16 protein-coding genes are annotated in these 22,586 nt (G+C 58.2%); 13 read left to right on the top strand and 3 right to left on the bottom strand.

The window, feature by feature from the left end:
* The first annotated feature begins 152 nt into the window (after nt 1–152).
* The 13 genes from FY206_RS18240 (at nt 153) to FY206_RS18180 (ending at nt 19,775) form a co-directional block, all read left to right on the top strand.
* On the top strand, nt 153–5,105 hold the full coding sequence (locus tag FY206_RS18240) for an alpha-2-macroglobulin family protein (protein ID WP_032643616.1): 4,953 nt from the start codon (nt 153–155) through the stop codon (nt 5,103–5,105).
* Between the two features lies 1 nt (nt 5,106).
* Entirely contained in the window at nt 5,107–7,431 is a 2,325-nt protein-coding gene (pbpC, locus tag FY206_RS18235) for a peptidoglycan glycosyltransferase PbpC (protein ID WP_077064332.1), read from the top strand.
* Nucleotides 7,432–7,587: 156 nt separating this feature from the next.
* Entirely contained in the window at nt 7,588–8,019 is a 432-nt protein-coding gene (gene ndk, locus FY206_RS18230; RefSeq protein ID WP_003860625.1) for a nucleoside-diphosphate kinase, read from the top strand.
* 169 nt (nt 8,020–8,188) lie between these two features.
* Nucleotides 8,189–9,355 (top strand): dual-specificity RNA methyltransferase RlmN, encoded by a 1,167-nt coding sequence (gene rlmN, locus FY206_RS18225; protein ID WP_014171168.1) that lies wholly within the window; start codon nt 8,189–8,191, stop codon nt 9,353–9,355.
* A 287-nt stretch (nt 9,356–9,642) separates the two neighbouring features.
* Nucleotides 9,643–10,659, top strand: coding sequence for a cytoskeleton protein RodZ (gene rodZ / locus FY206_RS18220; protein ID WP_032643612.1), 1,017 nt, complete (start codon nt 9,643–9,645; stop codon nt 10,657–10,659).
* 26 nt (nt 10,660–10,685) lie between these two features.
* Entirely contained in the window at nt 10,686–11,804 is a 1,119-nt protein-coding gene (gene ispG, locus FY206_RS18215) for a flavodoxin-dependent (E)-4-hydroxy-3-methylbut-2-enyl-diphosphate synthase (protein ID WP_023308814.1), read from the top strand.
* A gap of 80 nt (nt 11,805–11,884) precedes the next feature.
* Nucleotides 11,885–13,159 (top strand): histidine--tRNA ligase, encoded by a 1,275-nt coding sequence (gene hisS, locus FY206_RS18210; RefSeq protein WP_032643610.1) that lies wholly within the window; start codon nt 11,885–11,887, stop codon nt 13,157–13,159.
* Nucleotides 13,160–13,172: 13 nt separating this feature from the next.
* Complete coding sequence (locus tag FY206_RS18205) at nt 13,173–13,793, top strand: YfgM family protein (protein ID WP_032643607.1); 621 nt, start codon at nt 13,173–13,175, stop codon at nt 13,791–13,793.
* A 10-nt stretch (nt 13,794–13,803) separates the two neighbouring features.
* Nucleotides 13,804–14,982 (top strand): outer membrane protein assembly factor BamB, encoded by a 1,179-nt coding sequence (gene bamB / locus FY206_RS18200; protein ID WP_032643606.1) that lies wholly within the window; start codon nt 13,804–13,806, stop codon nt 14,980–14,982.
* Nucleotides 14,983–15,094: 112 nt separating this feature from the next.
* A complete protein-coding gene (gene der / locus FY206_RS18195) occupies nt 15,095–16,567 on the top strand; it encodes a ribosome biogenesis GTPase Der (protein WP_032643714.1) in 1,473 nt (490 codons plus the stop codon).
* 299 nt (nt 16,568–16,866) lie between these two features.
* Nucleotides 16,867–18,411, top strand: coding sequence for a peptide MFS transporter (locus FY206_RS18190; RefSeq protein WP_032643605.1), 1,545 nt, complete (start codon nt 16,867–16,869; stop codon nt 18,409–18,411).
* Nucleotides 18,412–18,468: 57 nt separating this feature from the next.
* A complete protein-coding gene (locus FY206_RS18185; protein WP_032643603.1) occupies nt 18,469–19,503 on the top strand; it encodes a Gfo/Idh/MocA family oxidoreductase in 1,035 nt (344 codons plus the stop codon).
* Between the two features lie 50 nt (nt 19,504–19,553).
* On the top strand, nt 19,554–19,775 hold the full coding sequence (locus tag FY206_RS18180; RefSeq protein ID WP_032643601.1) for a zinc ribbon domain-containing protein: 222 nt from the start codon (nt 19,554–19,556) through the stop codon (nt 19,773–19,775).
* On the opposite strand, the gene FY206_RS18175 is transcribed toward FY206_RS18180, so the two are convergent.
* From FY206_RS18175 to xseA, 3 genes are read right to left on the bottom strand one after another with little or no spacing between them, the layout of a single operon-like run.
* Nucleotides 19,772–20,122 (bottom strand): protealysin inhibitor emfourin, encoded by a 351-nt coding sequence (locus FY206_RS18175; RefSeq protein ID WP_032643600.1) that lies wholly within the window; start codon nt 20,120–20,122, stop codon nt 19,772–19,774. The genes FY206_RS18180 and FY206_RS18175 overlap by 4 nt on opposite strands.
* Complete coding sequence (locus FY206_RS18170) at nt 20,123–21,142, bottom strand: M4 family metallopeptidase (protein WP_077064331.1); 1,020 nt, start codon at nt 21,140–21,142, stop codon at nt 20,123–20,125.
* A 58-nt stretch (nt 21,143–21,200) separates the two neighbouring features.
* Nucleotides 21,201–22,574, bottom strand: coding sequence for an exodeoxyribonuclease VII large subunit (xseA, locus tag FY206_RS18165; protein ID WP_032643596.1), 1,374 nt, complete (start codon nt 22,572–22,574; stop codon nt 21,201–21,203).
* Nucleotides 22,575–22,586: the final 12 nt, after the last annotated feature.

Below are 22,586 nucleotides of genomic sequence, written 5' to 3'. Positions count from 1 at the left end.
CTGTGATCGCGGTTCCATCACGGCGTAGCGGCGAAATGCCGTTCTGCGAGGCGCTTTCCAGATTCTAAAATTGGACTTTTTGAATTAATGAAACTTGCGGATAATACTTATCCGGACGACGACCAACAGGCCCCATGGGCCAGGGACAAAGGATGAAACCGTTTCGCTTAGCCGCGCTCTCTCTTGCGCTGCTTACCACGTTTACGCTTGTCGGCTGTGATAACAGCGACGATAAACCTCAGGCTGCGGCTCCCGCGGCATCCACCGCATCCACACCGAAAGCCGCGGAAAAACCCAGTGCAGAAAAGCTGGCTAAGCTGGCCGCCCAGAGTCAGGGAAAAGCGCTGACGCTGCTGGATACCTCTGAAGTTCAGCTCGACGGTGCCGCCACGCTGGTGCTGACGTTTTCTGTTCCGCTGAATCCCGATCAGGATTTCGCCAAAACGGTTCACGTCGTGGACAAAAAAAGCGGCAAGGTTGACGGGGCGTGGGAACTTGCGCCTAACCTGAAAGAGCTTCGCCTGCGCCATCTGGAGCCTAACCGCAACCTGGTCGTTACCGTTGAGCGGGGTCTGCAGGCGCTGAACAAGGCGACGTTCGGCATTGATTATGAAAAAGCCCTGACCACTCGGGACGTTGAACCGACGGTCGGTTTCGCCAGCCGCGGCTCGCTGCTGCCGGGTAAAGTGGTTGAAGGTCTGCCGGTGATGGCGCTCAACGTCAACAATGTTGACGTTAACTTCTACCGCGTGAAGCCTCAATCGCTGGCCTCCTTTGTCAGCCAGTGGGAGTATCGTAACTCGCTGACCAACTGGGAATCCGACAACCTGCTGAAGATGGCGGAGCTGGTTTACACCGGTCGGTTCGATCTTAATCCGGCGCGCAACACTCGCGAAAAACTGCTGTTGCCCCTCAAGGATATCAAGCCGCTCCAGCAGTCTGGCGTTTATATCGCGGTCATGAACCAGGCCGGACACTACAACTACAGCAACGCCGCGACGCTCTTTACCTTAAGCGATATTGGTCTATCCGCCCACCGTTACCATAACCGCCTGGATATCTTCACCCAGAGCCTGGAGAACGGTGCGGCGCAGTCCGGCGTGACCGTCACCCTGTTGAACGACAAAGGCCAGACCCTTGCCGAAGCGAACAGCGATGCGGACGGCCATGCGACGCTCGAAACGGACAAAGAAGCCGCGCTGATCCTGGCGAGCAAAGATGGCCAGACCACGCTGCTTGACCTCAAGCTGCCGGCCCTCGATCTGGCTGAGTTTGATATCGCAGGAAGTCCTGGCTACAGCAAACAATTCTTCATGTTTGGCCCACGCGATCTCTACCGTCCGGGCGAAACGGTGATCCTGAACGGTCTCCTGCGCGACAGCGACGGTAAGCCACTTCCCGACCAGCCCGTGAAGCTTGACGTGCTGCGTCCAGATGGACAGGTCGCGCGTACTGTTGTCGTCAAGCCAGAAAATGGACTCTATCGTTTTAACTATCCGCTGGACAGCGGGGCGCAAACCGGCATGTGGCATATCCGCGCCAACACGGGCGATAACCTGCAGCGCCTGTGGGACTTCCACGTTGAAGACTTCATGCCAGAGCGTATGGCGCTCAACCTCAGCGGGCAAAAAACGCCGGTTTCACCGCAGGATAACGTCGACTTTAACGTCGTCGGCTATTACCTGTACGGCGCGCCTGCTAACGGTAATTCCCTGCAGGGCCAGCTTTTCCTGCGTCCGCTGCGTGAAGCCGTGTCTGCGCTGCCGGGCTTCCAGTTTGGCGATATCGCCGAGGAGAACCTGAGCCGCAGCCTGGATGAAGTGCAGCTTACGCTGGACGAGCAGGGGCGTGGGCAGGTTTCTACCGAAAGCCAGTGGAAAGAGGTGCACTCGCCGCTGCAGCTGATCCTGCAGGCCAGCCTGCTGGAGTCCGGCGGTCGTCCGGTAACGCGTCGCGCCGAGCAGGCTATCTGGCCGGCAGCTGAACTGCCTGGTATCCGTCCGCAGTTCGCCAGTAAAGCGGTTTACGACTACCGCACCGATACCACCGTCAACCAACCGATTGTTGACGAGAACGGCAACGCCAGTTTCGACATCGTGTATGCCGATGCCAGCGGAGCGAAAAAGGCCGTTTCCGGGTTACAGGTGCGTCTGATCCGCGAGCGTCGGGACTACTTCTGGAACTGGTCAGAGAGCGAAGGCTGGCAGTCTCAGTTCGATCAAAAAGACCTGGTCGAAGGCGAGCAGGAGCTGACGCTCAAGGCCGATGAAACCGGCAAGGTCACCTTCCCGGTGGAGTGGGGGTCATACCGTCTGGAGGTGAAAGCGCCTGATGAGATGGTCAGCAGCGTGCGCTTCTGGGCAGGCTACAGCTGGCAGGATAACAGCGACGGTACCGGCGCTGCGCGCCCTGACCGCGTGACGCTGAAGCTGGATAAGCCAGCCTATCAGCCGGGCGACACCATCAACCTGCACATTGCCGCGCCAGCCGCTGGCAAGGGCTATGCGATGATTGAGTCCAGCGAAGGGCCGCTGTGGTGGAAAGAGATCGACGTACCGGCCAACGGGCTGGATCTCGCTATCCCGGTCGACAAGGCCTGGAAGCGTCACGACCTCTACCTGAGCACGCTGGTGGTCCGTCCTGGGGATAAATCCAAATCCGCCACGCCGAAACGCGCGGTCGGCCTGCTGCATCTGCCGATGGGCGACGAAAATCGCCGCCTGAACATTGCGCTCGATAACCCTCAGAAAATGCGTCCAAACCAGACGCTCTCGGTGAAGGTGAAAGCCAGCGTGAAGGAGGGTGCGGTTCCGCAGAAGGTAAACGTGCTGGTCTCGGCGGTGGACAGCGGCGTGCTGAACATTACCGATTACGTTACGCCGGATCCGTGGCAGGCCTTCTTTGGCCAGAAGCGTTACGGTGCGGATATCTACGATATTTACGGCCAGGTCATTGAAGGGCAGGGCCGTCTGGCCGCGCTGCGTTTTGGTGGCGATGGTGATGAGCTGAAGCGCGGCGGCAAACCGCCGGTAAATCACGTCACCATTATCGCCCAGCAGGCTCAGCCGGTTACGCTGGATGCCAACGGGGAAGGCACAATTACGTTGCCGATTGGAGACTTTAACGGTGAGCTGCGTCTGATGGCGCAGGCCTGGACGGAAGACGATTTCGGCAGCAGTGAAGGCAAGATTATTGTGGCCGCGCCGGTCATTACCGAGCTGAATACCCCGCGCTTCCTGGCAAGCGGGGATACCTCGCGCCTGACGCTGGATATCACCAACCTGACCGACCAGCCGCAAACGCTCAATGTTGCCCTGGCCTCTACCGGCAAACTGGCGCTGGAAGGCGCACAGCCTCAGCCTGTCCAGCTGTCACCGGGCGCGCGCAGCACGTTGTTTATCCCGGTGCGTGCGCTGGACGGTTATGGTGACGGTGAAGTGACCGCGCAGGTTACCGGCCTGCAGCTTCCGGGCGAAACCTTCGCCCCGCAGCAGAAGAGCTGGAAAATCGGCGTGCGTCCGGCGTTCCCGGCACAGACGGTTAATACCGGTGCCATGCTGAACCCTGGCGAATCGTGGACCGCACCGGCGCAGCACAGCACCGGTTTCTCTCCTGATACCCTGCAGGGACAGCTGCTGCTGAGCGGCAAACCACCTCTCAACCTGGCGCGCTATATTCGCGAACTGCAGGCGTATCCGTATGGTTGCCTGGAGCAGACCACCAGCGGCCTGTTCCCGTCTCTGTACACCAATGAGGCGCAGCTCACCGCGCTGGGCATCAAAGGCGACAGCGACGATAAGCGCCGCGCAGCCATTGATATCGGCATCTCGCGTCTGCTGCAGATGCAGCGTGAAGACGGCGGGTTCGCGCTGTGGGATAAAAACGGTCCGGAAGAGTACTGGCTGACGGCTTACGTGACCGACTTCCTGGTGCGCGCGGGCGAGCAGGGTTACAGCGTACCGGCCGATGCCGTGAACAACGCCAATAGCCGGTTGCTGCGCTACCTGCAGGATCCGGGCATGATGTCCATTCGCTATAGCGACGATACTCAGGCCAGCAAATTTGCCGTGCAGGCGTATGCCGCGCTGGTGCTGGCGCGTCAGCAAAAGGCGCCGCTGGGCGCGCTGCGTGAAATCTGGGATCGTCACGCTCAGGCGGCGTCCGGCCTGCCGCTGATGCAGCTGGGCATGGCCCTCAAGCTGATGGGCGATGCGCCGCGTAGCCAGCAGGCGCTGGATCTGGCGCTCAAAACCCCGCGCAACGACAGCAGAAACTGGATGGCCGATTACGGCAGCCAGCTTCGCGACAACGCGCTGATGCTCTCTCTCCTGGAGGAGTACAAGCTGCTGCCAGATGCACAAAATACGCTGCTGAACGCGCTTTCTGAAGAGGCCTTCAGCCAGCGCTGGCTGTCCACTCAGGAAAGCAACGCGCTGTTCCTGGCCGGACGTTCGCTGCAAACCTTGTCCGGTTCGTGGCAGGCGAAAACCACGCTGTCTGATACCGCATCCGGCGGGGATACTGCGCTTGTACAAAACGTAAGCGGCGACCAGCTTGGCGCGCTGCAGGTAACCAATACCGGCACTTCACCACTGTGGGTACGCCTGGACAGCACCGGTTATCCGGAATATGCCCCTGAACCGAGCGCGAACGTGCTGCAGGTTGAACGTCATATCCTGGCAACCGACGGCAGCAGTAAATCGCTCTCTTCGCTGAAGAGCGGCGAGCTTGTTCTGGTCTGGCTTGAAGTGAAGGCCAGCCAGAACGTGCCGGACGCGCTGGTGGTGGATCTCCTCCCCGCGGGTCTGGAGCTGGAAAACCAGAACCTGGCGAGCAGCAGCGCCAGCCTGCAGGACAGCGGCAGCGAGGTGCAGAACCTGCTCAGCCAGATGCAGCAGGCGGATATACAGCATATGGAGTTCCGCGATGACCGCTTCGTGGCAGCCGTGCCGGTAAACGAAGGTCAGCCGGTCACGCTGGTTTATCTGGCGCGCGCCGTCACGCCGGGAACTTATCAGGTGCCGGTGCCGATGGTGGAATCTATGTACGTTCCGCAGTGGCGGGCAACGGGGGCGGCCAGCGGCCCGCTGATTGTTGTTCCGTAATATGCGAATGGCACGTCTGACACGCTCCCGCTGGCTGTGGCTGGCGGGAGCGCTTCTCGTTTTATGGGGGCTGATTGTCGCCGCCGACCGCCTGTGGCCGTTGCCGCTAAAAGAGGTTAACCCTGCCCGGGTGGTGGTGGATGAGAAGGGCACGCCGCTGTGGCGTTTTGCCGACTCAGAGGGCATCTGGCGCTACCCGGTTACCATTGAAGAAGTCTCTCCTCGCTATCTTGAGGCGCTGATCCAGTACGAAGATCGCTGGTTCTGGGATCACCCCGGCGTCAACCCGCTCTCTGTCCTGCGCGCCGCCTGGCAGGATCTCAGCTCCGGGAAAGTGGTCTCTGGCGGCAGCACGCTCACCATGCAGGTCGCGCGACTGCTGGATCCCCACCCGCGCACCTTTGGCGGCAAAATTCGTCAGCTCTGGCGGGCGATGCAGCTGGAGTGGCACCTTTCCAAACGCGAAATCCTCACGCTCTATCTCAACCGCGCGCCCTTTGGCGGTACGCTGCAGGGCGTGGGGGCGGCAAGCTGGACGTACCTGGGCAAGCCGCCGTCGCAGCTCAGCTATTCCGACGCGGCGCTGCTGGCGGTACTGCCCCAGGCACCCAGCCGCTTACGTCCGGACCGCTGGCCTGAGCGTGCCGAAGCGGCGCGCAATAAAGTGCTCGAGCGTATGGCGACGCAGGGTGTCTGGTCCGCAAAGCAGGTCAAAGAGTCTCGCGAGGAATCGGTATGGCTGGCGCCCCGGCAGATGCCGCAGCTGGCGCCGCTTTTTGCGCGCATGATGCTCGGTAAAAGCCGCGACACAAAAATTGTCACCACGCTGGATGCCGGACTGCAGCGGCAGCTGGAAGAGCTGGCGATGAACTGGAAATCGCGCATGCTGGCGCGCAGCTCGCTGGCAATGATCGTCGTGGATCATACGGATATGAAAGTGCGCGGCTGGGTCGGTTCGGTGGATATTAACGACGACAGTCGATTTAGCCATGTGGATATGGTCAATGCGATCCGATCGCCGGGATCGGTGCTGAAACCCTTTATTTACGGCATGGCGCTGGACGATGGCCTGATCCATCCTGCCTCGCTGCTTCAGGACGTTCCACGAAAAACCGGTGATTATCGCCCTGGAAATTTCGACAGCGGCTTTCACGGGCCGGTCAGCATGAGTGAAGCGCTGGTACGCTCCCTCAACCTGCCTGCCGTTCAGGTGCTGGAAGCCTACGGGCCAAAACGTTTTGCCGGTATGCTGAGCAACGCAGGCTTGCCGCTGATCCTGCCCGCGGGGGCGCAGCCGAATCTGTCTCTGATCCTCGGCGGGGCAGGCGCGCGGCTGGCCGATATCGCCGCTGCCTACAGCGCCTTTGCCCGACACGGTAAGGCGGGTAGGCTGCGGTTGCAGCCGGGCGATCCGCTCATTGAACGGCCTCTGTTATCGCCGGGCTCGGCGTGGATTATTCGCCGTATTCTGGCCAACGAGGCGCAGCCGCTGCCGGACAGTGCGCTACCGCAGGTTGCGCCGCTGGCGTGGAAAACCGGTACCAGCTACGGCTACCGTGATGCCTGGGCCATAGGCCTGAATGCTCGTTACGTCATTGGCATCTGGACCGGACGACCGGACGGCACGCCCGTTGCGGGACAGTTTGGTTTCGCCAGCGCGGTTCCGCTATTAAACCAGGTGAATAACCTGCTTCAGTCTCGCTCGACATTAGACGAAGCCCGCCTGCCGCGCGATCCGCGTCCAGAGAGCGTCGGGCGGGGTGCGATCTGCTGGCCGGGCGGCCAGTCTCTGCCGGAAGGCAGCGAAAACTGTCGCCGTCGCCTGTCGACCTGGCTGCTGGAAGGAAGTGAGCCGCCTACGCTGCTTTTACCGGAACAGGAAGGGATTCGCGGCATTCGCTTCCCGGTCTGGCTGGATAAAACGGGCAAGCGCGTTGCGGCAGATTGCCCGGATGCCGCGGAGAAAATCCTCGATGTCTGGCCGCTGCCGCTGGAGCCGTGGCTGCCCGCAACCGAGCGCCGTTCGGTACGGGTTCCGCCTTCTTCATCAACCTGTCCTCCTCTCTCGCAGGACGCACCTGCGCCACTCATCCTGAGCGGGGTTCGCGAAGGGGCCGTCATCAAACGTCTGCCGGGCGAATTCCGCGTTTCACTGCCGCTTCAGGCGACCGGCAACAGCGGTGAGCGCTGGTGGTTTTTGAACGGTGAGCCGCTGAGTGTGAAGGGAAGCGTTTACACATTACCGCTTGATAAATCGGGCGATTATCAGTTACTCGTAATGGATGAGACCGGGCAGGTCGCGACGGTGAACTTTACGCTGCAGTGATCTGAAAACAGCTTTTGGATGTGAGCTGTTGCTAAAACTCGTCTTATTTTAAAAAAATGTTACCTGAATCCATAGGCAATGGCGCTATTGCTCATTATAATCCGCGCCACACCATACTCAGGTATGCAAAACAACAGAACATTGACAGAGGTTATCATGGCTATTGAACGTACTTTTTCCATCATCAAGCCAAACGCGGTGGCAAAAAACGTTATTGGCAGCATCTTCGCGCGCTTTGAATCAGCAGGGTTCAAAATTGTTGGCACCAAAATGCTGCACCTGACCGTTGAGCAGGCTCGCGGCTTCTACGCTGAGCACGAAGGTCGCCCATTCTTTGACGGCCTGGTTGAGTTCATGACCTCCGGTCCAATCGTGGTATCCGTGCTGGAAGGCGAAAACGCAGTCCAGCGTCACCGCGACCTGCTGGGTGCAACCAACCCGGACAACGCGCTGGCCGGTACCCTGCGCGCTGACTACGCGGACAGCTTCACCGAGAACGGCACCCACGGTTCTGACTCCGTTGAATCTGCTGCACGCGAAATCGCTTTCTTCTTCGCAGAAGGCGAAGTGTGTCCACGTACCCGTTAATTTAACGGTTTCGTTTACACATTATTTTCGTAAATGCCGCGTCCAGACGTGGCATCCCTGCGTCAGACTTTGTACAATGCAACGCCCCGGACGAGCAGACCGCTTTCCGGGGCGTTTCTATTCAACCCTCCATGGGCCATAACGTGTAACAACGAGGCCGGTAAATATTATGTCTGAATTAGTGAATACCTCCGAAGTCGCCATTCCTGCGGTTCCCAATAAAAATGGAAAAATCAACCTGCTGGATCTGAACCGTCAGCAGATGCGCGAGTTCTTTAAAGAGATGGGCGAAAAGCCGTTTCGTGCCGATCAGGTCATGAAGTGGATGTACCATTACTGCAGCGACAATTTTGATGACATGACTGACATCAATAAGGTCCTGCGCAATAAGCTCAAAGAAGTGGCTGAAATCCGCGCGCCGGAAGTGGTGGAAGAGCAGCGCTCCGCAGATGGCACCATCAAATGGGCGATTGCCGTAGGCGATCAGCGCGTTGAAACCGTCTACATTCCGGAAGAGGACCGCGCCACGCTGTGCGTCTCCTCTCAGGTTGGCTGTGCGCTGGAGTGCAAATTCTGCTCAACCGCGCAGCAGGGCTTTAACCGTAACCTGCGCGTATCCGAAATTATCGGCCAGGTCTGGCGCGCCGCGAAAATCGTCGGTGCGGCAAAAGTGACCGGCACGCGTCCTATCACCAACGTGGTGATGATGGGGATGGGCGAGCCGCTGCTGAACCTGACCAACGTCGTTCCGGCGATGGAAATCATGCTGGATGACTTTGGCTTTGGTCTGTCCAAGCGTCGCGTCACGCTGTCGACGTCGGGCGTTGTGCCTGCGCTGGACAAGCTTGGCGACATGATTGACGTCGCGCTGGCGATCTCCCTGCACGCGCCAAACGACGAAATTCGTGACGAAATTGTGCCGATCAACAAAAAGTACAATATCGAAACCTTCCTCGCTGCCGTGCGCCGCTATCTGGAGAAATCCAACGCCAACCAGGGTCGCGTCACCATTGAGTACGTGATGCTTGACCACGTCAACGACGGTACCGAGCATGCGCACCAGCTGGCTGAACTGCTGAAAGACACGCCGTGCAAAATCAACCTGATCCCATGGAACCCGTTCCCGGGCGCGCCGTATGGCCGTAGCTCAAACAGCCGTATCGACCGCTTCTCGAAGGTGCTGATGGAGTATGGTTTCACCACCATCGTGCGTAAAACCCGTGGTGATGATATTGATGCCGCATGCGGTCAGCTGGCGGGTGACGTCATTGACCGTACCAAGCGTACTCTGCGTAAGCGCATGCAGGGCGAGACGATCGCGGTTAAAGCTGTTTGATTCTTATGCACTCACGGCGCATTATTTGCGCCGTGTTGCATAACCTTACTGAATAATCAGTCAGATTCGTGATGACTGATCAATAATTACGGTGCGTTTCATCCGACTTTCGGGCAGTATGTAACGACGTAACAACAGTTTAGCCGTACGGGCTGTGCTGTCATCTCCGGGCTGACAGTCTTATACTCTCTGTTCAAGGCTAACTGACCAGAAGTTTCGCGGTGCGGGTGGCATTGTGACTCACCGGCGCCTGAACCCTTTTTTTCACGTACCAGTAGTTGTAGCGAATGAATACTGAAGCCACTCACGACCAACATGAAGCACTCTCCACTGGCGTTCGTCTTCGCAACGCCCGTGAACAACTCGGACTCAGCCAGCAAGCCGTTGCGGAACGCTTGTGCCTGAAGGTTTCCACGGTTCGCGATATTGAAGAAGATAAGGCACCTGCCGATCTGGCTTCAACATTTCTGCGCGGTTATATCCGCTCTTACGCAAAACTGGTTCACATCCCCGAAAACGAATTACTGCCAATGATGGAGAAGCAGGCCCCGGTCCGTGCAGCAAAAGTTGCGCCGATGCAGACCTTCTCCCTGGGGAAACGTCGTAAAAAACGTGATGGCTGGCTGATGAGCTTTACCTGGCTGGTGCTGTTTGTCGTAATCGGCCTGACCGGCGCGTGGTGGTGGCAAAACCACAAGGCGCAGCAGGAAGAGATCACCACTATGGCCGATCAATCCTCCGCTGAACTTAACCAGGCCGGGAATGATAACGCCCAGAGCGTGCCGCTGAATACCGAGGGCGCAGCGTCCTCCAGCGAGCCACAGACCGCCGCGCCAGACGCGTCGGCAACCGGTGCAGCGCAGGCCCCGACCGCAGCGGCTAGCACCGCTGCGCCTCAGGCTCAGGATCAAAACGCGGTGGTTTCTCCTTCTCAGGCGAATGTGGATACGGCGGCGAACGCGCCTGCGGCTACCCAGCCTGCAGACAATACCGCCGCATCTCTGCCAACCAGCCCGGCAGGCACGGCGACAACAGCCGCCGATCCTAACGCGCTGGTGATGAACTTCAGCGCCGACTGCTGGCTGGAAGTGACTGACGCGACGGGTAAAAAGCTGTTCAGCGGCCTGCAGCGTAAAGATGGCACGTTAAACCTAACCGGTCAGGCTCCTTATAAACTTAAAATCGGCGCTCCGGCAGCGGTACAGATCCAGTATCAAGGAAAACCTGTCGACCTGAGCCGCTTTATCAGAACTAACCAGGTTGCACGTCTTACCGTTAATGCCGAACAATCAGCAGCACAGTAACAGACGGGCAACGCGGGAGATTTTTCATGCATAACCAGGCTCCGATTCAACGTAGAAAATCGAAACGGATTTACGTTGGGAATGTGCCAATCGGCGATGGTGCACCTATCGCCGTTCAGTCGATGACCAACACGCGCACCACGGACGTGGAAGCGACGGTTAATCAAATCAAAGCATTAGAACGTGTGGGCGCGGACATTGTTCGCGTCTCCGTCCCGACCATGGATGCCGCTGAGGCGTTCAAACTGATTAAACAGCAGGTCAGCGTTCCGCTGGTGGCTGATATCCACTTCGACTACCGCATCGCACTGAAAGTGGCCGAATACGGCGTGGATTGCCTGCGCATTAACCCGGGCAACATCGGTAACGAAGAGCGTATCCGCATGGTAGTGGACTGCGCCCGTGACAAGAATATTCCAATCCGTATCGGCGTTAACGCCGGTTCTCTGGAAAAAGATCTGCAGGAAAAGTACGGCGAGCCAACGCCACAGGCGCTGCTTGAATCTGCTATGCGTCACGTTGATCATCTGGATCGCCTTAACTTTGACCAGTTTAAGGTCAGCGTAAAAGCGTCAGACGTATTTCTCGCGGTTGAATCTTATCGCCTGCTGGCAAAACAGATCGACCAGCCGCTGCACCTCGGGATCACCGAAGCGGGCGGCCTGCGCAGCGGTTCCGTAAAATCCGCGATCGGTCTGGGGCTGCTGCTCTCTGAAGGGATCGGCGACACCCTGCGCGTTTCGCTGGCGGCCGATCCGGTCGAAGAGATCAAGGTCGGTTTCGATATCCTGAAGTCACTGCGTATTCGCGCGCGCGGGATCAACTTTATTGCCTGCCCAACCTGCTCGCGTCAGGAGTTTGACGTGATCGGTACGGTGAATGCCCTGGAGCAGCGTCTGGAAGACATTATCACCCCGATGGACGTCTCCATCATCGGCTGCGTGGTCAATGGTCCGGGTGAAGCACTGGTGTCAACGCTGGGCGTCACCGGCGGTAACAAGAAAAGTGGTCTCTATGAAGATGGCGTTCGTAAAGATCGTCTGGATAATAGCGACATGATCGACCAGCTTGAGGCCCGCATCCGCGCCAAAGCCGCGATGATGGACGAGACGCAGCGTATCAGCGTTCAGCAGGTTGAAAAATAACGTGATGGGAAGCCGTGAGCTTCCCATGTATGATTGAACCCATTCTTTGGGTTTTTTTTGTATATAGAAAGAGAATAAACGTGGCAAAAAACATTCAAGCCATCCGCGGCATGAACGATTATCTGCCTGGCGAAACCGCCATCTGGCAGCGCATTGAAGGCACGCTGAAGCAGGTGCTCGGCAGCTACGGTTACAGCGAAATTCGTTTGCCGATTGTAGAGCAGACCCCGTTATTCAAACGCGCGATCGGCGAAGTCACCGACGTGGTTGAAAAAGAGATGTATACCTTCGAGGACCGCAACGGCGATAGCCTGACCCTGCGCCCGGAAGGTACGGCGGGCTGCGTACGCGCCGGCATCGAACATGGTCTTCTGTACAATCAGGAGCAGCGCCTCTGGTATATCGGCCCGATGTTCCGCCACGAACGTCCTCAGAAAGGGCGTTATCGCCAGTTCAACCAGCTGGGTGTGGAAGTCTTTGGCCTGCAGGGCCCGGACATTGATGCCGAGCTGATTATGCTGACCGCCCGCTGGTGGCGCGCCCTCGGTATCGCCGATCACGTTTCCCTGGAGCTGAACTCTATCGGCTCTCTGGAAGCGCGTGCTAACTATCGCGATGCGCTGGTGGCGTTCCTGGAACAGCACAAAGAGAAGCTGGACGAAGACTGCAAGCGTCGCATGTACAGCAACCCGCTGCGCGTTCTGGATTCCAAAAATGCAGAAGTTCAGGCACTGCTGAACGATGCGCCTGCGCTGGGTGACTACCTGGACGACGAGTCTCGCGAACACTTTGCGGGCCTGTGCAAGCTGCTTGAAGCGGCGGGCATCGCCTACACCGTGAACCAGCGCCTGGTGCGCGGTCTGGACTACTACAACCGTACCGTGTTTGAGTGGGTGACGAGCAGCCTCGGCTCTCAGGGCACCGTGTGCGCGGGCGGCCGTTACGATGGTCTGGTAGAGCAACTTGGCGGTCGCGCAGCGCCTGCCGTTGGCTTCGCGATGGGCCTTGAGCGACTTGTTTTGCTGGTTCAGGCAGTTAATCCGGAATTTAAAGCAGATTCCGTTGTCGATATATACCTGGTGGCCTCAGGCGCGGAAACGCAGTCTGCGGCGATGCAGCTTGCCGAACGCGTGCGCGATGCGCTGCCGGGCGTTAAGCTGATGACCAACCATGGCGGCGGCAACTTTAAAAAACAGTTTGCTCGTGCCGATAAGTGGGGCGCAAGTATCGCACTGGTGCTGGGTGAGTCCGAAGTGGCTAACGGCGAAGTGGTGGTGAAAGACCTGCGCTCTGGTGAGCAGACAACGGTAACGCAGGACGGCATTGCGGCGCACTTGCGCACTCTATTGGGCTAAGGAGAAGGACTGCGTGGAAATTTACGAGAACGAACACGATCAGATCGACGCGATTAAACGCTTCTTTGTTGAGAACGGCAAAGCGCTGGTTGTTGGGGTTATTTTAGGTGTCGGTGCGCTGGTAGGCTGGCGTTACTGGAACAATCATCAGGCGGATTCCGCGCGCGGCGCGTCTCTGTCCTATGAAAATACCGTGAGCGCGATTCGTGCCGATCGGCCACAAACGCTGGTTGCGGCAGAGAAATTTGCGGCTGACAACAAAAACACCTACGGCGCGCTGGCTGCGCTGGAAGTGGCTCAGCAGTACGTTGACAAGAACGAACTGGATAAAGCCGCTGCTCAGCTCTCTCAGAGCCTTGCTGCGGCCAGCGATGATAACCTTAAAGCGGTGATCAATCTGCGCCTGGCTCGTATTCAGGTTCAGCAGAAAAAAGCTGACGATGCGCTGAAAACGCTCGATACCATCAAAGGCGAAGGTTTTGCAGCTATCGTTGCCGATTTGCGCGGTGAAGCACTGCTGAGCAAAGGTGACAAAGCGGGCGCGCGTAAAGCGTGGCAAGCTGGCGTGGATAGCAATGCTTCACCTGCGCTGAGCGAAATGATGCAGATGAAAATAAATAATTTGTCCGTCTGAGAGGGACCCGATGCAATTGCGTAAATTACTTCTGCCAGGACTGCTTTCTGTTACGTTATTGAGTGGTTGTTCACTGTTCAGTGGCGAAGAAGACGTTGTGAAAATGTCCCCGCTGCCAACGGTTGAAAACCAGTTTACCCCCTCCACCGCGTGGGATGTCTCCGTGGGCAATGGGATTGGTGATTTCTATTCCAACCTTCATCCGGCGTATGCAGACAGCGTTGTTTATGCCGCTGACCGCAAAGGTATCGTGAAAGCGGTGAACGCCGATGACGGGAAAGAAGTATGGTCCGTTAACCTGGCGGAAAAAGACGGCTGGTTCTCTCGTAAGCCTGCACTGCTGTCGGGCGGTCTGACCGTTGCCGGTGGTCATGTCTACGTAGGCAGCGAAAAAGCGCAGGTTTATGCGCTGAACAGCAGCGACGGCTCCATTGCCTGGCAAACAACCGTGGCGGGTGAATCCCTGTCTCGTCCGGTGGTGAGCGACGGCCTGGTGCTGATTCATACCAGCAACGGCCAGCTGCAGGCGCTGAACGAAGCCGACGGTCTGGTAAAATGGACCGTTAACCTGGATATGCCTGCGCTTTCCCTGCGCGGCGAATCCGCGCCGGCTACCGCGTTTGGTGCTGCCATTGTGGGCGGTGACAACGGTCGCGTGAGCGCGGTGCTGATGCAGCAGGGCCAGATGATCTGGCAGCAGCGTATCTCCCAGGCCACTGGCTCAACGGAAATCGATCGTCTGAGCGACGTCGACACCACGCCGGTCATCGTTAACGGTGTGGTTTACGCGCTGGCCTATAACGGCAACCTGACCGCGCTGGATCTGCGCAGCGGCCAGATCATGTGGAAACGTGAGCTGGGCTCGGTGAATGATTTCGTCGTGGAAGGTAACCGTATCTATATGGTTGACCAGAACGACCGTCTGCTGGCGCTGAGCACCGAAGGCGGCGTGACGCTGTGGACGCAAAGCGATCTGCTGCACCGCCTGCTGACCGCACCGGCGCTGTACAACGGTAGCCTGGTGGTAGGCGACAGCGAAGGGTATATGCACTGGATCGATCCGGAGAATGGCCGCTTCGTGGCACAGCAAAAAGTCGACAGCTCCGGTTTCCTGACCGATCCGGTTGTGGCCGACGGCAAACTGCTGATTCAGGCAAAAGACGGCACGCTGTACGCGATCACGCGTTAATTACCCGGCGGTTGTAGTATACTAAACGGCTCCTGTTCACTCAGGAGCCGTTTTGACATTTTTAAAAACGCCGCGAAAGCGACGTTATTTTGAATTTTATGAGGCTTCAAACATGGTACCTGTGGTCGCGCTTGTCGGGCGCCCTAACGTTGGAAAATCCACTCTTTTTAACCGTTTAACACGCACCCGTGATGCGCTGGTTGCGGATTTCCCGGGGCTGACGCGTGACCGTAAGTACGGTCGTGCAGAGGTGGAAGGACGCGAGTTCATCTGTATTGATACCGGCGGTATTGACGGCACAGAAGACGGCGTGGAAACCCGCATGGCGGAACAGTCGCTGCTGGCGATTGAAGAAGCGGACGTGGTGCTGTTTATGGTGGATGCGCGCGCTGGCCTGATGCCGGCGGACTCCGCTATTGCTAAACACCTGCGCTCACGCGAAAAGCCAACCTTCCTGGTGGCGAACAAAACCGACGGCATCGATGCCGATCAGGCCGTCGCGGATTTCTGGTCTCTGGGCCTGGGTGACATTTATCCTATCGCGGCATCGCATGGCCGTGGCGTCACCAGCCTGCTGGAAACCGTTCTGCTGCCGTGGGTTGACGAAGTGAACCCGCCGGAAGAGGTGGACGAAGACGCTGAATACTGGGCGCAGTTCGAAGACGGAGAAGAGGGCGAAGAAGAGCCTGAAGACGACTTCAACCCGCAGGATCTGCCGATCAAGCTGGCCATCGTGGGTCGTCCAAACGTTGGTAAGTCTACGCTTACTAACCGTATTCTGGGTGAAGAGCGCGTGGTCGTGTATGACATGCCGGGCACCACCCGCGACAGCATCTACATCCCAATGCAGCGCGATGAGCGTGAGTATGTCCTCATCGACACCGCCGGGGTGCGTAAGCGCGGGAAAATCACCGATGTGGTGGAAAAATTCTCCGTTATCAAAACCCTGCAGGCGATCGAAGATGCCAACGTGGTGCTGCTGGTCATCGACGCACGCGAAGGGATCTCCGATCAGGACCTCTCTCTGCTCGGCTTTATCCTCAATAGTGGGCGCTCACTGGTTATTGTGGTCAACAAATGGGATGGCCTGAGCAACGAAGTGCGCGAGCAGGTGAAAGAGACCCTCGACTTCCGTCTGGGCTTTATCGACTTTGCGCGCGTGCACTTTATCTCCGCGCTGCACGGCAGCGGCGTGGGTAACCTGTTTGAATCCGTGCGTGAAGCTTACGACAGCTCCACCCGTCGTCAGAGCACCGCCATGCTGACCCGCATCATGAACATGGCTGCAGAAGACCATCAGCCGCCGCTGGTGCGCGGCCGTCGCGTGAAGCTGAAATACGCCCACGCCGGTGGCTATAACCCGCCAATCGTGGTGATCCACGGCAACCAGGTGAAAGACCTGCCGGATTCCTACAAGCGCTACCTGATGAACTACTTCCGTAAATCGCTGGACGTGATGGGCACGCCTATCCGCATCCAGTTCAAGGAAGGGGAAAACCCGTTCGCTAACAAGCGCAACACCCTGACGCCAAACCAGATGCGTAAGCGTAAGCGCCTGATTAAGCACATTAAGAAAAGCAAATAAGCTTTTCCAGTCTCACGAAAGCCCGCGATTATCGCGGGCTTTTTTTTGCCCAATCATACCGCCGGTTTTCCCGGTGTGATGTCAATCACTATTCACTTTTAACCAAGTTTAAATCTAAGAAAGTAGACAATCGTCGAATTTTCATCTTAAAGTCCAGGGTCCGGTACTAGACAAACCTGACGCCGGGTTATCAAATGGTTAACTAACTTTTCGCCGCATGTAAAAAATCGGCCAGATACGTAACTGGCCGGCGTACCTGCTGGTGTTTACAAGCACGACACATACCTTTCGGGAGAATTATGCAATCCTCTGTTAATCAAAAAGAGAGCCGAACGTTCTTCGGCCATCCGTATCCGCTCGGTTCGCTGTTTTTCACCGAGATGTGGGAGCGTTTCTCGTTTTACGGCATTCGCCCGCTACTGATCCTGTTTATGGCCGCCACCGTCTATGACGGCGGCATGGGCCTGGCGCGTGAAAACGCCTCGGCGATTGTCGGTATCTTTGCCGGTACCATGTACCTGGCCGCGCTGCCGGGCGGCTGGCTGGCGGATAACTGGCTCGGCCAGCAGAGAGCCGTTTGGTACGGTTCGATTCTGATTGCGCTCGGCCACCTGTCGATTGCGCTGTCGGCCATCATGGGTGACAACCTGTTCTTTATCGGCCTGATGTTCATCGTGCTCGGCTCTGGCCTGTTCAAGACCTGTATCTCGGTCATGGTGGGGACTCTGTATAAAAAAGGCGATGCGCGTCGTGACGGCGGTTTCTCGCTGTTCTATATGGGCATTAACATGGGCTCGTTCATTGCCCCGCTGATTTCCGGCTGGCTGATTAAAACCCACGGCTGGCACTGGGGCTTTGGCATTGGCGGTATCGGAATGCTGGTGGCACTGATTATCTTCCGCGTGTTTGCCGTTCCGGCGATGAAGCGCTATGACGGCGAAGTTGGCCTCGACTCCACCTGGAACAGCCCGGTGGTGAAGCGTAACGGCGTGGGCGTCTGGCTGCTGGCGCTGGCGGCAGGTGTGGCAACAATCGTGACGCTGATTGCGCAGGGCGTGATTGTGATTAACCCGGTCGCGGTAGCCAGCGTGCTGGTCTACGTGATTGCGGCGTCCGTTGCCCTCTACTTTATTTATCTGTTTGTCTTTGCTGGCCTGAACCGTAAAGAACGCGCCAGACTGCTGGTCTGCTTCATTCTGCTGATCTCCGCGGCGTTCTTCTGGTCCGCGTTTGAACAGAAGCCAACCTCGTTCAACCTGTTTGCCAACGACTACACTAACCGCACGATCGGTGATTTTGAAATCCCGGCGGTGTGGTTCCAGTCGATTAACGCGCTGTTCATCATCCTGCTGGCACCGGTGTTCAGCTGGGCGTGGCCGAAGCTCGCGACGAAGAACATCCGCCCGAGCAGCATCACCAAGTTTGTTATCGGTATTCTGTGCGCGGCGGCGGGCTTTGGCCTGATGATGCTGGCGGCGCAGAACGTGCTGAGCAGCGGTGGGGCGGGCGTGTCGCCGTTCTGGCTGGTGGGGAGCATCCTGATGCTGACGCTTGGCGAACTGTGTCTCAGCCCGATTGGCCTGGCGACCATGACGCTGCTGGCGCCGGAGAGAATGCGCGGCCAGATGATGGGGCTGTGGTTCTGCGCCAGCGCGCTGGGTAACCTGGCGGCGGGGCTGATTGGCGGCCACGTGAAGGCCGACCAGCTGGATATGCTGCCGGACCTCTTTGCGCGCTGCTCCATCGCGCTGCTGATTTGTGCCGCGGTGCTGATCGTCCTCATTGTTCCGGTGCGCCGCATGCTGGAAAATGCGCAGACTAAACCGGCAGCTAACGCCTCATAAGCCTCAGTGTGCCGGGGCAGGCGTTATGCCCCGGCATCGCTACCCAGAGGTGAAACTATGCAGTTAGGATTTGTCGGTCTTGGTGCGGTCGTGGATACCGCGTATCTGCCCGCGTTGCGTCACCTTTTTGGTCACGCGGTTCATTGTTTTGGATTTGATGTTCTCCCCACCAGGCAGCCTGAAGGCATCACGCGCTGCGCTTCGCTTACGGAACTTCTCGCCGTACCGCTTGATACTCTCTTTATTACCACCACATCGCTGCACCATCTTGAGGTGCTTGAACACGCTCTCGCCTCATCGGTTTCCCGCATCGTGGTTGAAAAACCGATCGTCGCCACGCTTCCCCAAATCGAAAAGCTCAACGCGCTGCTGGCTGACCCCGACGTTGCATCCCGCGTGCTGGCCCTCGATCACTGGATGGCGCGCATCGAAACGGTGAAGCGGTCGCTGGTTGGCGGCGTCTCTGACATCGTCAAAATCGACGGCTTTTTGCAGGAGCCGAGCGGATATAACGCCGCAGGAGAACCCATCGCGCTTAACTTTGCCACCGGCGAGCCGGATACCCGAACGCTTTGCCACCCTGACGGCGTGATCCTGGATATCGGTACGCACGTGCTGGCGATGCTGCGAGAAACCGTGCGCTACCTGGGCGGCAATGACGATATGACGCTGCGGGTCGTCACGGCTAAAGACCGCCTGGGTTGCGCTATCGCAAAAGGCGACCTGACCACGGCGGAAGGCGAGGCGCATCTTCAGGGCCGCATCAGCGGCGTGCCGGTGGATATCTGGCTTAATAAATACGCTGGACCCGCGGGCGGGCAAAAAGGCTTACGGCTCTATTTGCGCGACGGGCGGGCCATCAGTTACGACCGGCACGGCGCGGAAGATGTGCTTGAGCTGATAAATGGCGACACGCGTCAACGCTGGAACATTCCCGGCACGATCTACGAGCACTGTCTTGCAAAGCATATTCTGGGCGCCAACAGCCTCTTTGAACGGGATCCGCAAGAGGTGAGCCGCACGACGCGCCGCAGAATAGCGGAAGTGGAACTGCTGCTGACGTTACAGCAACAGCTGCGTGGCCCGCACTGACCGCGACGTGGTAAAATTATTGCAGACCACAATGCTTTGAAGGAGTCACCATGACGATTACCTGCCCGGATTGCCAGGCACCGCTGGAGCCGCAGAATGGGGTGGCACACTGCGAGAGCTGTAATAAGGATATTGCGCTTGAAGCCCGCTGCCCGGAGTGCCATCAGCCGCTCCAGGTTTTAAAAGCCTGCGGGGCGGTGGACTATTTCTGCCAGAACGGCCACGGCTTAATCTCTAAAAAGCGCGTGGAGTTTGTTCCGGCAGAGCGTTAATCGCACACGCAGCCTTCGCCTTTCTGCCATAGCTCGACCAGCGACTCGGGGGCTTCCTGCTCCGGTACCAGCACGATGATATCGGCGTAGTGCGCCTGATTTTGCCCGGTCCAGATAATCTGGATGCGGAAATAGCGCTGGTCACCGCTGCCGGGTGAAGAGGCTTGCCCGGGCGGTTGACCGCGCGGAAAAGCCTGCTCCAGGATGCTCACCAGGCGCTGGCGCTGAGCATCATTGAGCGAGGCGAGCGCGATGGTGCGCTGGCCGCTCAGCTTAGGAATAAAAGCGACGCCGCCTTCCCGGGCCAGCTCAACCACGGCGTCATCCGTCAGTTCCGGAACCTGCATTTACAGCACTCCCACCCGTTCCCAGGCTTGTTTAATGGCAGCCCCAACGTCGCCGCCGGAACGTTTTTCTCCGTGCGCTACCGTTAGTTTTGCGAAGGCCTCAAAATCTGCATCCTGCGCCAGATTGCGATCGCAAACCGTGTCGTACCAGGCATAACCCGCTTTTTCCCAGGCGTAGCCGCCGATCGCCGTCGCGGCCAGATAAAATGCCCGGTTAGGGATGCCCGAGTTCAGATGCACGCCGCCGTTATCTTCGCGCGTTTTAATGAAATCCTTCATGTGCGCGGGCTGTGGGTCTTTGCCGAGCAGAGGATCGTCATAGGCGGTGCCGGGTTCAGACATGGAGCGCAGCCCTTTGCCGTTGATCCCTTTCGCCAGTAGCCCTTCGCCAATGAGCCAGTCCGCCTTATCGGCGGTTTGCTTGAGATGGTACTGTTTCACCAGCGAGCCAAACACGTCAGAGAGAGACTCGTTTAGCGCGCCCGACTGTTCAAAATAGATCAGTCCGGCTTCGGTCTCGGTCACGCCGTGACTGAGCTCGTGCGCCACCACGTCGATAGCGATGGTAAAGCGGTTAAATATTTCCCCGTCGCCGTCGCCGAATACCATCTGCTGACCGTTCCAGAAGGCGTTCTGATATTCCCGGCCGTAGTGCACGGTGCCGGTTAAAATAAGCCCTTTATTATCGAGCGAATCGCGCTGATATTCTTTCCAGAAGAAATCGTGGGTAACCCCTAAATAATCGTAGGCTTCATCGACCGCCACATCGCCATTCGACGGCTGGCCTTCGTAACGCACCTGGGTACCCGGCAGCTCCTGGGTCTGCTTCGCGTCGTAAATATCGCGCTCCAGCTGTCCGGCTTTATTCACGTGCGGCGCGGCGGGTTTGCCGGGCATATGGGCCATCAGCGTCTGGACGTGGGTTAAGGTCTGGCGGGCGCAGCGCTGCTGCGGTTCGGAACCCGTTTCGATAATACGACGCAGAATATAGGGGGGAATAACGCTATAAAAATTGGGCATGCTGCTCTCCTTATTAAAAAAGGGAATAGCAGCAGTATAGTAAGTAACCGGCGAAGAATTATCCGGTTTTACGCTGGCGGGTCTTTTTTACCGGCTTAATTGATTTCACTTCGCTTTCTACCCAGCCGTCTGAAAGACGCGTCGTCAGCACATCGCCGGTATTCACCTGTTTGGTTTGCTTCAGCACCTTGCCGTCCGTCGCCGTCGTCACGCTGTAGCCGCGCGCCAGGGTGGAGAGGGGGCTCACCGCTTCAAGATGGGTCACCGCATTGCCAAAACGTTCGCGGGTGGTGCTCAGGCGCGCGCGAATAGTCTCCGCCAGACGATACTCCAGCTGCTGAATCCGCGTTTGCGCGCGATAAATTTTCGGCTGCAGGTTCTGCTGGTTCAGGCGCTGGGTCACGCGCTGCTGGCGCGATACCGCGCGCTTAAGCTGGTTGTCCAGCGCGGAGTTCATGCGCTGGCGCAGACGCTCCAGCACGGTCTGCTGACGCGCCAGGCGCAGCTGCGGGTGCTGCTGCTGCAGACGATGGTGCAGCTGGGTAAAGCGGCGGGTACGGTTGGCAAGGAAGTAGTCCATCGCCATCTCAAGACGCTGCTGGCCGCTCTGAATTTGACGCAGCAGCTCCAGCTGGTTACGGCTGACCACTTCCGCCGCCGCGGACGGCGTAGGCGCGCGCAGATCCGCCACAAAATCGGCTATCGTCACGTCCGTTTCGTGCCCGACGGCGCTCACGACGGGGATAAGGCTGGCAAAGATTGCCCGCGCCACGCGCTCGTCGTTAAAGCTCCAGAGATCTTCCAGCGAGCCGCCGCCGCGCCCGACGATAAGGACGTCGCACTCCTGACGGGCGTTCGCCAGCTCAATGGCGCGCACAATCTGGCCCGGCGCATCGTCGCCCTGCACGGCGGTCGGGTAGATGATCACGGGCAGGGAAGGGTCGCGACGCTTCAGGACGTGCAGAATATCGTGCAGTGCCGCTCCGGTTTTTGAGGTGATGACGCCCACGCAGTGGGCAGGCGAGGGCAGCGGCTTTTTATACTGCTGGTCGAAAAGCCCCTCATCCGAGAGCTTCGCCTTTAACTGTTCGTACTTCTGCTGCAGCAGCCCTTCGCCCGCCGGCTGCATGCTTTCGACGATGATCTGATAATCACCGCGCGGCTCGTACAGGGTGATATTGGCGCGCACCAGAACCTGCTGGCCGTGCTGCGGACGGAACGTCACGCGGCGGTTGCTGTTGCGGAACATTGCGCAGCGAACCTGGGCGGTATCGTCTTTTAGCGTAAAGTACCAGTGGCCGGAAGAGGGCTGCGTGAAGTTAGAGATCTCACCGCTGATCCAGACCTGCCCCATTTCCTGCTCAAGCAGCAAACGCACCGTCTGGTTAAGGCGGCTGACGGTGTAAATTGAGGGGGATTGAGAGGATAACATGTGAGCGGGATC

The sequence above is a fragment of the Enterobacter chengduensis genome, from assembly GCF_001984825.2.
GTDB lineage: Bacteria > Pseudomonadota > Gammaproteobacteria > Enterobacterales > Enterobacteriaceae > Enterobacter > Enterobacter chengduensis.
The sequence above is the reverse complement of the archived record's forward strand: the minus strand, read 5'-3'. Positions and strand labels throughout refer to the sequence as shown.